Origin of the sequence: Exiguobacterium sp. s166 (assembly GCF_018618855.1) — a bacterium.
GTDB lineage: Bacteria > Bacillota > Bacilli > Exiguobacteriales > Exiguobacteriaceae > Exiguobacterium_A.
This window is the reverse complement of the sequence record NZ_JACSMU010000008.1, coordinates 11,866-23,820: the sequence shown is the minus strand read 5'-3', so window position 1 is coordinate 23,820 and position 11,955 is coordinate 11,866. Positions and strand designations below refer to the sequence as shown.

12 protein-coding genes are annotated in these 11,955 nt (G+C 48.4%); 4 read left to right on the top strand and 8 right to left on the bottom strand.

Annotated elements, in window-relative coordinates; translation table 11 throughout:
- Positions 1-45: 45 nt before the first annotated feature.
- A complete protein-coding gene (locus KNP93_RS13985; protein WP_131972020.1) occupies positions 46-1,104 on the bottom strand; it encodes an NAD(P)/FAD-dependent oxidoreductase in 1,059 nt (352 codons plus the stop codon).
- Positions 1,105-1,293: 189 nt separating this feature from the next.
- Between KNP93_RS13985 and KNP93_RS13980 the strand changes: the two genes are divergently transcribed.
- From KNP93_RS13980 to KNP93_RS13965, 4 genes are all read left to right on the top strand, one after another.
- Entirely contained in the window at positions 1,294-2,085 is a 792-nt protein-coding gene (locus tag KNP93_RS13980; protein WP_131502463.1) for an ABC transporter ATP-binding protein, read from the top strand.
- Between the two features lie 3 nt (positions 2,086-2,088).
- Positions 2,089-3,000 carry an iron-hydroxamate ABC transporter substrate-binding protein gene (locus tag KNP93_RS13975; protein WP_131502464.1) on the top strand — a complete coding sequence of 304 codons (912 nt, stop codon included), beginning with the start codon at positions 2,089-2,091 and terminating at the stop codon, positions 2,998-3,000.
- Between the two features lie 63 nt (positions 3,001-3,063).
- Positions 3,064-4,071, top strand: coding sequence for a FecCD family ABC transporter permease (locus KNP93_RS13970; RefSeq protein WP_131502493.1), 1,008 nt, complete (start codon positions 3,064-3,066; stop codon positions 4,069-4,071).
- Positions 4,068-5,075, top strand: a complete 1,008-nt coding sequence (locus KNP93_RS13965; protein WP_131502465.1) for a FecCD family ABC transporter permease — start codon at positions 4,068-4,070, stop codon at positions 5,073-5,075. Before KNP93_RS13970 ends, KNP93_RS13965 begins: the two co-directional genes overlap by 4 nt.
- Before the next feature lie 253 nt (positions 5,076-5,328).
- Here KNP93_RS13965 and KNP93_RS13960 read toward each other — a convergent pair whose 3' ends face one another.
- The 7 genes from KNP93_RS13960 to KNP93_RS13930 all read right to left on the bottom strand — a co-directional run bounded on the left by KNP93_RS13960 (position 5,329) and on the right by KNP93_RS13930 (position 11,902).
- Complete coding sequence (locus KNP93_RS13960) at positions 5,329-5,814, bottom strand: hypothetical protein (RefSeq protein ID WP_214855820.1); 486 nt, start codon at positions 5,812-5,814, stop codon at positions 5,329-5,331.
- A 26-nt stretch (positions 5,815-5,840) separates the two neighbouring features.
- Positions 5,841-6,317 (bottom strand): hypothetical protein, encoded by a 477-nt coding sequence (locus KNP93_RS13955; protein WP_131502467.1) that lies wholly within the window; start codon positions 6,315-6,317, stop codon positions 5,841-5,843.
- A gap of 18 nt (positions 6,318-6,335) precedes the next feature.
- Positions 6,336-6,797 (bottom strand): hypothetical protein, encoded by a 462-nt coding sequence (locus tag KNP93_RS13950; protein WP_214855817.1) that lies wholly within the window; start codon positions 6,795-6,797, stop codon positions 6,336-6,338.
- Between the two features lie 20 nt (positions 6,798-6,817).
- Positions 6,818-7,294 (bottom strand): hypothetical protein, encoded by a 477-nt coding sequence (locus KNP93_RS13945; protein ID WP_131502468.1) that lies wholly within the window; start codon positions 7,292-7,294, stop codon positions 6,818-6,820.
- Between the two features lie 14 nt (positions 7,295-7,308).
- Positions 7,309-7,758, bottom strand: coding sequence for a hypothetical protein (locus tag KNP93_RS13940; protein WP_214855814.1), 450 nt, complete (start codon positions 7,756-7,758; stop codon positions 7,309-7,311).
- A gap of 94 nt (positions 7,759-7,852) precedes the next feature.
- The gene (locus tag KNP93_RS13935; protein ID WP_014971497.1) at positions 7,853-8,011 is read right to left on the bottom strand and encodes a hypothetical protein; all 159 of its coding nucleotides are present in this window, start codon (positions 8,009-8,011) and stop codon (positions 7,853-7,855) included.
- A gap of 147 nt (positions 8,012-8,158) precedes the next feature.
- The gene (locus KNP93_RS13930) at positions 8,159-11,902 is read right to left on the bottom strand and encodes a S8 family serine peptidase (protein WP_214855812.1); all 3,744 of its coding nucleotides are present in this window, start codon (positions 11,900-11,902) and stop codon (positions 8,159-8,161) included.
- Positions 11,903-11,955: the final 53 nt, after the last annotated feature.

The window sequence follows — 11,955 nt, the reverse complement described above, 5'->3', positions numbered from 1 at the left end:
TTCCGCAACCGAAAAGGCTGTAGAAATACGTTTTTGCTCTGTTTGTTAATGATTCTGGTTCACCATTTCCTGAATCAATTCCCGATTCCGTTTTTTAAAGACTTCATTATGCGACGACACCATCGCGACTTTCGGTGCCTCCGGTTCAATAAACTTCTTCGCACGGTTGACAGCATTCGCTGCATCCTGGAATGCACCGGAGATGAGATGAACTTTGCCATCATGCGACAGGATATCACCCGCTGCATAGAGACCAGGCACACTTGATTCACTCGATGCTGTCCCGGCGATGTAAAAATCATCGACCTGTTGCAACTCAAGATCGCAGTTCGAAAGCAACTCGGCATCCTGCTCATAGCCGTGATTGATGATGACTTCATCAATCTCCAGCGTCACCGTCTCGTTCGTCGTACAGTCAATCAGTTCGACCGAGGCAATCCGGTGATGGTCGTCACTCGCAACCAGCTTATGAATTGTCGTGTTGAGCAGACAAACAGCGGAACTGTTGACGAGCTGTTCAACTTGCGCTTCATGCCCCGTGAAGCAGTCTTTCCGGTATGTGACGTAAACTTTTTTTGCGACCGGTTCGAGCTCGTTCGCCCAATCGATTGCCGAGTTCCCCCCGCCGGAAATAATGACGGTCTTATCCTTAAACCGTTCAATCGATTTGACAGTGTAGTTCAAGTTCGACACTTCATACCGTTCTGCGCCTTCGATTTTCAGCTTCTGCGGATTGAGGATCCCGCCTCCAACGGCAACGATGACGGTTTTCGAATAATGGATCGTCCCCGACTCTGCTTCGAGTACGAAGTTGCCGAACACATCTTTCGTGATGGAGATGATTTTTTCGTTCAAATGGACTGTCGGATTAAACGTCAGTCCTTGTTCGACCAGCTGTTCCATCAGCTTTGCACCGGTAATAGGTGGCTGACCTCCGACGTCCCAAATCATCTTTTCCGGATAGACGTGAATCTTTCCACCCAGTTCTGCCTGATATTCGATTAATTTCGTCTTCATTCCGCGTAGTCCACTATAGAAAGTAGAGTATAACCCGGCCGGGCCTCCACCAATTACCGTTACATCGAACAATTCCTGCTGTTCCATCTCGCTCACTCCCTCACGATTCGATTCGATACGACTGATTATCATTCTCATTTCCAATGATAACGTGAACATGTCTTGAAGACAAGAAAAAATGTTGACAGCGTTTTTATGAAACTGGTATGGTTAGGTGGACGATAGTGATAATCATTATCAACTAATACGATTTTAACCGAAAAGGAGTCTGTGTGTATGGTACGTCTAGCAACGGAAGAAATCAGCATCGGTTACGGAGATCGTACCATCGTCAAAGACTTAACGGTCCAGATTCCCGATCGACAAATCACGACGATCATCGGGGCAAACGGATGCGGAAAATCGACGTTATTAAAAGCGATGACCCGGATCATACCCCATCAATCAGGGCGTGCGTTGCTCGATGGTCTCGATATCGCGAAGGAAAGTACAAAACTGCTTGCCCGGAAAATGGCTATTCTGCCGCAAACCCCGGAAAGCGCAAGTGGTCTGACGGTCGCAGAGCTTGTCTCATACGGTCGATTTCCTTATCAAAAAGGTTTTGGTCGTCTGACGAAACACGATTACGAGATCATCGATTGGGCACTCGAAGCGACAGACACGATGGCGTTTAAGCATCGTCCTGTCGACGCTTTGTCCGGTGGTCAGCGGCAACGGGTCTGGATTGCGATGGCACTCGCGCAGGAAACCGACATCATCTTCCTTGATGAGCCGACGACCTACCTCGATCTCGCTCACCAACTTGAAGTCCTGGAGTTACTGGAACAGCTCAACCGGACAGAAGGTCGGACCATCGTGATGGTGTTACACGATTTGAATCAAGCGGCACGTTTCGCCGATTACATCATCGCCATGAAACACGGTGAAGTCGTCAAAGCCGGAACGTGTGAGGAAGTCATCTCAAAGGACGTCCTCAAAGATGTATTCCATATCGATGCCGAAATCGGTCGTGATCCGCGCACGAATAAACCGATGTGCGTCACCTACAACTTAATTAAGGGAGATTGAATCATGAAAAAACTGTTATTACCGGTTCTTTTATTGTTAACACTTGTGATTGCCGCCTGTGGCAACACGGAGAAAAAAGAAGAGACATCATCCGCTGATACAAAAAAAGAAACGATTACCTATAAATCCGAAACTGGAGACGTCGAAGTACCGGCGAATCCGAAACGTGTCGTCGTCCTCGCCGGTTTTGCCGGAAACGTCATGGCACTCGATGTCCCGCTCGTCGGTGTCGACTCATGGTCTAAATCAAATCCGAAGTTTGATTTGAAAAACGTCCAAGAAGTTTCAGAAGAGAACGTTGAGAAAGTCATCGAACTCGAGCCGGATCTCATCATCGGCTACAACACAACGAAAAACATCGATAAATTCAAAAAAATCGCACCGACCGTCACATACACATACGGAAAAGTCGACTATTTGACACAACACATCGAAATCGGTAAATTGCTCAACAAAGAGCAGGAAGCACGCGACTGGGTCAAAGACTTCAAAACACGTGCTGCGGACGCCGGAACAGAAATCAAAGCCAAAATCGGTGAAGACAAAACGGTTTCCGTCATCGAAAGCTTCGACAAACAGCTCTACGTCTTCGGCGACAACTGGGGCCGCGGTACAGAAATCCTCTACCAAGAGATGAAATTAAAAATGCCGAAAAAAGTCACGGAGATGGCGTTAAAAGACGGCTATTACGCGTTATCACCTGAAGTTCTGCCGGAATATGCAGGCGACTATCTGATCTTCAGCAAAACAGCGGAAGCAGACAACTCGTTCACGAAAACGGACACGTACAAAAACATCCCTGCCGTTAAAAACAACCACGTCTTCGAAGTTGATTCAAAAGAGTTCTACTTCAACGATCCACTCACATTGGAACGTCAACTGGAGTTCTTCAAGAAAAATTTCCTTGGCGCGTAACGTATACTAAAGGAGGGAGCCTCATCGCTCCCTCCTTTTTTGGATTCATACAAACTGGAGGCGATATCCGTGTCATCCGCTCGACTACCTTTTGGCTTAAAAATTTCATTCGGACTCATTCTGTTCGTCATCATGTTTTGGCTATCGATGACGTTTGGTGCTGCTGATACGACGATCCGCGAAGTCTGGAACGCCTTGACGTTTGGTCCGCTTAACGATAAAGCAAAAATCATTCAGGAAATCCGGCTGCCACGTGAACTGGCAGCAATTCTCGTCGGTGCCGCCCTCGGCATCTCGGGAGCAATCATGCAGGCAATGACCCGCAATCCGCTCGCTGACCCCGGTCTGCTCGGTTTGACGGCCGGTGCCAACGCGGCACTCGCCTTAGCCATCGTCCTCCTGCCCGGCATCAACTACTACGGCATCATGCTTGCCTGTTTCCTCGGGGCAGCTCTTGGTGCGGCACTTGTCTTCGGCATCGGGGCTTCCCGAAAAGGCGGATTTTCCCCGCTCCGGATCGTCCTCGCCGGATCTGCGATTTCCGCTTTCCTGTATGCGATCGCGGAAGGTATCGGGATTTACTTTAAGATTGCCCAGGACGTTTCCCAGTGGACGTCAGGCGGTCTAGTTGGGACGACGTGGGGTCAACTACAAGCAATCACGCCGGTCATCATCATCGGTACATTGATTGCGATGATTTTCTCACGTCAATTGACGATTCTCAGTCTGTCAGAAGAAGTTGCGCTTGGTCTTGGTCAAAACATCACCAGGATCAAAGCCGTGTTGTACATCGTTGTCATCCTGCTTGCCGGTGCTGCCGTCGCCTTAGTCGGCAACATGGCCTTCATCGGATTGATGATTCCGCATATCGTCCGGGCGATTGTCGGGACCGATTACCGGTATATTCTGCCGATGACGGCTGTGTTCGGGGCGACGTTTATGCTGCTTGCTGATACAATCGGACGGACGCTGTTTGCGCCGTACGAAACACCGGTCATTGCAATCGTCTCGATGCTCGGTTTACCGTTCTTCTTATTGATTGTTCGTAAAGGAGGTCACGCATTCTCATGATGGAAACCCGTTTACGTAACCGTCAACGCCTGATTTTCTTGCTGTTAAGCCTGTTATTGCTCGGAACAATCATCCTCAGCATCGGTCTTGGTCCGGCTTCTCTCTCTTACGATCGCCTGTTGCCGACCCTGCTCGGACAAGGATCGTTCAAAGAAGACTTTGTTTTATTTTCACTCCGTCTGCCGCGGATTGTCATCACGTTGCTCGCCGGGATGGCGCTCGCCTTGTCCGGATCGATCCTGCAAGGCATCACACGCAACGAACTGGCCGACCCCGGAATCATCGGCATCAATACGGGAGCCGGGGTCGCGGTCGCCATCTTCTTCCTCTACTTCCCCGTGGATGTCGGCTCATTCATCTACGGCTTACCGGTTGCGGCATTCTTAGGTGCTTTAGTGACCGCTGTCGCCATTTACGCACTCTCGTACGACCGGAATCGCGGCTTACAACCGATCCGGTTGATTTTGACCGGGGTCGGTTTCTCGATGGCCTTGTCCGGAATCATGGTCATTCTGATTTCTTCGACCAAACGTGAAAAGGTCGACTTCATCGCCAAGTGGCTGGCCGGTAACATCTGGGGAACGGATTGGACGTTTGTTTATGCCTTACTGCCGTGGCTGATTGTCCTGATTCCGTTCACACTGTATAAAGCAAATAAGCTTAACCTGCTCGCCTTAAATGAACCGGTTGCGATCGGCGTCGGCGTATCGATTGAAAAGGAACGGATTCAACTGTTGCTGACGGCTGTCGCACTCGCGGCATCCGCCGTTTCTGTCACCGGAGGGATTTCCTTCATCGGTTTGATGGCGCCGCACATCGCTCGGGCGCTCGTCGGTCCCCGTCATCAGTGGTTCCTGCCGATTGCACTGTTGATCGGCGGCTGGCTGCTTGTATTGGCGGATACGATCGGACGCAACATTGCCGGTCCGGACGGTGTGCCTGCCGGAATCGTCGTTGCGCTGATTGGCGCTCCGTACTTTGTCTATCTGCTTCTGAAAAAGTAAGAACACTGATCAACCAACCAGAAATGATTTTTGGTTTCACTCGCTTTCCTCAGGCGAGACACAAGACCCGCTTTCCTGCCCATTTGGACAGGAAAGCGGGTCTTGTTTGTCTCTGATAGCGCAAGTTACCTTGCGCTTTCTCCTGCAGGAGTCTCGTGAATCAAATCATTTCTTTAAAAACACAACAGCAGCGAGAGGGATTTCAACTTCCCCTCGCTGCTGTTGTGTTTTACGTATCGTTTTATTAGATCATTTAATATTTAACCCGCCGCGCTTCTCTTTCCGCGAGAATCAGCTCGCGTTCTGATAAATGCGTCGGATCGAGTCGTTTGATCCGGGAATCGCCGAGACGGTCGAGTGACAAGACGGATAGTAAAAAGACCAGAATCGGTCCGATCAGCGTTGGTCGCGACACGTACGGAATCAAGAACTGGGACGCCACGACAAGTAGAAGCTCGGTAATCGTAATGACGATGTACGGCAACCCGAGATGATCCCAGACTTCCATCCGGTCAAAACGTTTCGTGAAATAACGGTACTTCAAGAAGCGGACCGTCCATTGGTAGCCGAGGACGGGAATCAGTAAAAAGTAATGCATCGAGGCTTCAGCGAAGTTTAAATCATCTGCCAGAAACAAAAAGACGACCAAAACGAGCAGAAAAAATACCGTCTGAACATGCCGGGCACGTTTCGTGAAGCGCAGATAATCAAGTGTGCGTTGCCGTTTGATTTCACCCATTCCCTGACCTCCCCCTTACCGCTAAATTAATTTCCCGGTTTCCGGTACTGTTCAATCTCCCGCATCGTCACGAAGGCGGGATCCAGTTGTTTCGCCGTCGAATTTAGTTTGGAAACAAACAACGTAATCACCAGCACCCAGATCAGAATCATTGCAAACGCGACACCTGAATACTGCGGGAAGTGATAGCCCACGTAGAACAACAACACAGGCACAAAATAGCCGATCATTGAAGCCCGACCGACCTTCAAGACGGTCTCTTGATACAATTCAGCCGGCAGACGTCGTTTTAAAATCCGCAGACGCATGATTTCACGGACGACGCCCCCGAGACAAAGTAACGGAAGCGAAAATAACGTAAACAGTCCCGTTTTCCAAAAATCCGGAATGAACCAACCGATGACTGCGACCACTAAAACAGGAATCGGAATCAAATATTGGATTTTTTTCAACGGTGGTCCGAGCAGATTTAACCGTGCATTTTTTTCAAGCAATGTATTCATTTAATTTTCGCTCCTACTTTATACATTTTTGTACACTTCCTGATCACTGACAAAATCCGGATCATCACGCAGTTGGATTTTTTTATACACGCGTTCACAGATCGCATAGAGTGGAATGAGGATGATCATAAGCGCCAACCACATCTGCCAAAACGGACGATCCATCGTCGCTACCATCAGGACGACAAAAATTGTATACAGGATGACTTGATAGATGATCCAAAAACGCCATTGTTTGGTTGCCAATTCTTCTCCGATATATGATTCAAGAATCCGGCGCTTTTCGACTTGATACCGGTAATCGAACAAAAAGTAAGTTGCCGGGATCAGTAATACCATTAAACTTGAGTCAAACAACGTTGTCAGGATCCCGACACCGATGAATAGTAACATGCTCCAAATCATTTTTGTCCCTAAGATATTCTTATCCATGTAAGCCAGCGTCAATTCGTGTAACCGTTCGTCCCGTGCCGTGCGCATGATGTTCTCTCCTTTAGATGTCATTCTTCCAGGTCCTTCACATGCTTATGCACTTCCTGATCACTGATGAAGTCAGGATCTCCCGACCGCGCCATCTTCTTAAACAGCCAATCGGTCGCAAAATAAATCGGAGCGAGAATCAAGATGATCCAAAACGTCATCTTCCATAAAGACATACCTTTCGTTTCGAGTACAACCATGAGCAATGAGCCATATAATACAATCTGAATTCCGAGCCACAGCATCGATTGTGTCATGACCTGATCTTTGGAGAGATACCGTTCTAAAATCCTGCGTTTTTCCAGCTGAAACGGGACATCAAAAATCAGATAGACAAGCGGCAACAGACCGAAGTAAAGTGCGGAATCCATCGTTTCCGAAAAGATGCCGAGCGTTGCCGCCACGGCCGCCATCAGCCAGCCGCTTTTTTGCAGTTGACTCTTATCGATATAGGCAAGCGTTAGTTCATGTAACCGTTCGTCCCGTGCCGTTTGCATCTGACTTTCCTCCTTCATCCCTGCTGGATCTCTGTTTCACTGATATAAGTCGGATCAATCTGTTTAGAGCGGTACATCAAGAAACGCCGGCAAAGCCAGTAAAACGGAATGACGAAAAGACACAGTCCAAGCAAAAAGACCGTGCTCGAACGATTAGCCGTGAGAACAATCAACGCAGCCAGCGCTCCGTATTGAAACAGGCCGACGCCGACATGCAGACGGAACAGACGGTCTGCTGATTTTTTTGACGTGTGACGGGCAACGATTTGAAAACGGCGGCGTTGCATCACTACATCATATATGAAATACAGAATCGGAATGATTAAGGCAAGCAACGGTCGTTCGATCATATTGCTGACGAATAAAAACAGGGCCAGGACACCCCATAATTTAGCGGTCGTTCGTTGATGCATGTTTTGATAGAGCACCTTTAATTCGGTTTGTTGAACCGTTACAGTTTCCATTCGGGCACGTTCCTTTCGTTTGTTCTCTACTGTCATATACTTACATTTTACCAGTTATGTTTCAAAAAAAAAGAAACTTCTGCAAAAGAAGTTTCTAGGCCGAGACCTGGATGATCAGATAGATGACACTGTATGCAACAATGGCGAGCGGAATCATTGCGACACCGATCAACCAACCGTTCTTATCCCGAATTCCGAGATACAGAACCAGACAGCCGACGATGAAGGCAATGAGTGTAGTAAATGGATTCATACGAGTTCCCCCTCAAAAAATAACCTATAAAGAAATTTCCCATTCCCGGAACTTGATAAACACCGAAAGCCTTTCTGTAACACACTGCGAAAAAAACAGTGTCGATCCCGGTGAAGCTTTACCGGAACCAACACTGCTTTCAAATCCTTACTTCTTCGTGATGACGACTTTCTTCTCGACGACATGGCCGCCGAGGTCTTTTAATTTCAAGTTGTAGACGTTTTGACCTTTTTTCAAGGTAACAGTCTTGTAGATTGTTTTCTTGAAGGCACGCATTTCATACGGTTCTTTGAACGAACGGCGGTATTCGGCATTACCGTTCAGATCAAAGCGTAACTCATCGTAGTTGTCGCGCAGGACGATCGTCATCTTAGCTGTTTTCGTTTTGCTTGAAACCGTTTTTGGTGCTGTCACACGGATTGTCGGACGCTCCGAGTCGATGATGACTTGACGGCTGAAGGCAACACGATTACCTTTTCCATCATAGGCTTCGACTTTAAACGACTTCACACCATCCGTCGTATACGTGATGTCATGGCTGAATGCATAGTGTTGTTGAACCGCATCCCAGCGTAATTTAACGGCTTTTCCGTTAATTTTGAATGATTTGACGCCAGTCTCATCAGAAACGTTTCCTGAGACATTCACTTGTTGTGATGTCGTTAAGCCCAGTGCTTCCGGTGTATCGATCTGGACATTCGGAACGGCTTTATCGACACCTGATGTATTGACGTTTTTCTTCACGCTGTTACCGGCATAATCTGATACGACGAACGTGACTTTCGCCCGGCTTGGCAGATCCGTCAGCGTGTAGTTTTTAACAGACGGAGCGAGCGGCTGTTTCAAGACACTTTTTCCGTCGACCAGGATATCGAATGAAGCGACACCCGTTCCTTGGTCACCGGCTGTCCAGGAAACTGCTTTTTTGTCAGCATCCCATTTAACAGTCGCAGCCGGAATTTTCGTATCGATGTAGATCGGGAATAGAGCCGTCTGCCATTTCGCATTCGGATAATCGACGACCGATTTCACTTGGTAGTAGTACAGACCATCTTTGACTTTTGAACCGTTGACCGTTCCATCCCACGCCGCATTCGTCACCGGTGTGAAACCATCTTCCGATCCGCCATCGTAATAGTTTTTGATGACGTCTGACTGCGTTTCGAGTTTGCGGAGTGTTGATTTATTGCGGTCAAGAATCGAGTACTCGACTTTTTTCGCATTCCGTAAGAATGACAGGACCGGGAAGGCCTCATCGGCACTGCCGTCACCGTTTGGTGAGAACGAGACTTTTTCTTTAACGACGTCGCCTGCAGCATTCGTTCCGAGGAGGTTGAAGTTATCCTTCACTTCTGTCGCAAGACCTGTGACGCCGTAGAACGTGTTGTCATCGTAGAGTGGTGCATCAAGGATTGGTGCTTTGTCCCATGCTCCTTTGAAACCAACGTACGGAACTGTCAACTCAGGATTTTTGCTGTTCGTATCGATCAGACGGACGAATCCTTCGACGAAGTAGCCGTTTTCGAAGATTGACTCAAGCGGTGCACCGTTTGCCCAATCGACTGTATCTTTTAAATCAACCGTAACGTTGACTTTTGTTGTACTCTTCGCGTTAATCGCGACTGAACTTGCTTTCTTCGAGCCGACCGTGAAGGAGATCGGGAACGTGCCTTTGTTGGCGTCAACCGCATCAACTGTTCCTTTTTTGAATATACCGTTGGCTTCCAGGAAATTTTGACCTTGGACGGCGAGATCCGATTGGACCGTTCCGGCAAGTTTATACGTCAACTTCTCATTGCTGTAGTTCTTCAGGTCTAACGTGAAGCTGAACTTGTCGCCGACTTGTTTCAAGGCGGCTTTTCCTTCACCCGACTTCGTTTCCGTAACGACGACCGGTGTTTTCATCGCCGCACGTAAGTCCATCAGTCCGGCACCTTCACGACGCGGAGAATAATAGTTACCGGTTTTTGCTTCCGCATTGTATTTTCCTTTATCGAGCTGCGGACGTGACGTGTTCATTAAAATCGTCTTCGCGAGTTTGACACGTGTCGCTCCACTGACCTTGAAGTCCTTGTCGATCCGCTGCATGACGAGTGCTGTTCCACCGGCGACGTGTGGTGCTGCCATCGATGTTCCGCTCATGACGCCATATTCGTTATCGTTGAGTGTTGAGTAGATTTTCCCGCCCGGTGCCGTGATTTCCGGCTTGAAGTCAAGGTTCGGCGTCACACCCCATGATGTGAAGTCAGACATTTCGCCTGCGACCGGGTTTGGTGTCGAGACTGCTTTTCCGTCAAACGTCACTGTCAATGCCTTGCCGTCTTTCGCTTTCGCTTCTAGTTCGTTTCCGTCGGCAATGCTTAACGAGACGAGCGGAATCGTAGGTTTATTAAGTGCCATGCTGACGTAATCGCCATGATCGACACGTCCGCGGACGATGACACCGGCCGCGCCTTGTTTCTCGGCTTCCGCTTGAATCATGCCGTAGTTGAAGCTGCCGTTCCGGACGACGAAGACGACTTTATCCTTGACGTCTTTGCCGGCATAGTTCGGTTCACTGCCGTCACCAACATAGACGACATCCATCTTCTCTTTATCAAAGACCGCAATCGGATTCGGCGAGTCTTGTTTCTGATAAGCGAGGTAACCTGCGTCCTGCCCGTCGACCGTCAATGCCATTCCTTCGAGTGTCAGCTGTGTGTTTTCAACCGACGCGACTTGCAGCGATTCGCTGATTAAGCCCGGCGAGCCGACGACACCGACGTCTGGATTCGACGCGTACGGGTTTCCGGCGCCGCTTCCGGCGAATGCCGAGTTCCCGGCTGAAATTGCACATAAAATACCGTTGTTCATCGCATTGACGATTGCTTTTTGTTCCGGATCATCTTTTTGGACGAAGGATGCCGTTGAACCAAGACTCATGTTGATGACGTCTGCTCCTAGCGCAATCGCATCATCAATCGCTTTGATATAGATATCACTGAATGTCGACGGCATCCCTGGATCATTGCCGAAGACCTTCATCGCGAGGAGTTGTGTTTCCGGTGCAACCCCTTTGATTCCACCGTTCGTTTCATCGCCGTTGGCACCCACTGTACCGGCGACGTGCATCCCGTGCATCGAAGCGCCTGGCCCAAGATCACGGATTTCGCTGTCATGATCCGCATAGTTATAGCCGTACGGTACTTTTTCCGTGAAGTAGTTTCCTTTTAAACCTTTTGACGATTTAAAGCTTTCGACTTTTGACGACGTCAAATCGACTTTCGTCTCCGGACTGAGGACCATGTCCTTGTGCGTCGGATCGATTCCCGTATCGATGACGGCAACGATCGTTCCTTCCCCTTTATAGCCGTAGTCCTGCCATGTCTGCTTCGCATTGACCATGTCTTTACTATGTAACATGTTTGGTGTTGCGCCCTTTTCGACTTCCGGACGCGCATATTCGTGTGCGATATGTACGTTTTTGACCCCGCTTAATTTTTTCAGTTCCTTGATTTTACCATATTTGACTTCCCCGCTGAACCCGTTCAATACGGTCGTGAAGCTTTCTTTATACGAAACAGAAATGTCTTTTTGGGCAATTGCCGCTTTGACTTCCTTCTGTTTGTTGACGATTTGATTCTTAAGAATAATTTTTTCCGTGTTGCTTAACGTGCTGTAACGCTTATTTTGTGCCTGCGCGTGTTCAATCGCTGCTTTTTGATCGAGCTCGACGACAATCCGTACTTTTTCGTTTTGACTGTATGACTTTTCTTGACCCGCTTTTTTCAGTGAGAGTGCTTGTGGCTTTTGTACATCCACTTTTTGTGATGACACGTGTCCCTCAGCATGAACTAGGCTGGAAGATGTCATGAGGGCAGCCGCCATCAGAGCAATCTTCTTTTTCTTCATTCCTTTTCCTCTTTTCCAAAAATGTAATGTGGAGCAAAAACGTATTAAACGAA

What these genes read in the sequence shown, in the direction of transcription:
- KNP93_RS13985 (WP_131972020.1), bottom strand. Translation starts at nt 1,104, where the DNA reads ATGGAACAGCAGGAATTGTTCGATGTAACGGTAATTGGTGGAGGCCCG.
- KNP93_RS13980 (WP_131502463.1), top strand. Translation starts at nt 1,294, where the DNA reads ATGGTACGTCTAGCAACGGAAGAAATCAGCATCGGTTACGGAGATCGT.
- KNP93_RS13975 (WP_131502464.1), top strand. Translation starts at nt 2,089, where the DNA reads ATGAAAAAACTGTTATTACCGGTTCTTTTATTGTTAACACTTGTGATT.
- KNP93_RS13965 (WP_131502465.1), top strand. Translation starts at nt 4,068, where the DNA reads ATGATGGAAACCCGTTTACGTAACCGTCAACGCCTGATTTTCTTGCTG.
- KNP93_RS13960 (WP_214855820.1), bottom strand. Translation starts at nt 5,814, where the DNA reads ATGGGTGAAATCAAACGGCAACGCACACTTGATTATCTGCGCTTCACG.
- KNP93_RS13955 (WP_131502467.1), bottom strand. Translation starts at nt 6,317, where the DNA reads ATGAATACATTGCTTGAAAAAAATGCACGGTTAAATCTGCTCGGACCA.
- KNP93_RS13950 (WP_214855817.1), bottom strand. Translation starts at nt 6,797, where the DNA reads ATGCGCACGGCACGGGACGAACGGTTACACGAATTGACGCTGGCTTAC.
- KNP93_RS13945 (WP_131502468.1), bottom strand. Translation starts at nt 7,294, where the DNA reads ATGCAAACGGCACGGGACGAACGGTTACATGAACTAACGCTTGCCTAT.
- KNP93_RS13940 (WP_214855814.1), bottom strand. Translation starts at nt 7,758, where the DNA reads ATGGAAACTGTAACGGTTCAACAAACCGAATTAAAGGTGCTCTATCAA.
- KNP93_RS13935 (WP_014971497.1), bottom strand. Translation starts at nt 8,011, where the DNA reads ATGAATCCATTTACTACACTCATTGCCTTCATCGTCGGCTGTCTGGTT.
- KNP93_RS13930 (WP_214855812.1), bottom strand. Translation starts at nt 11,902, where the DNA reads ATGAAGAAAAAGAAGATTGCTCTGATGGCGGCTGCCCTCATGACATCT.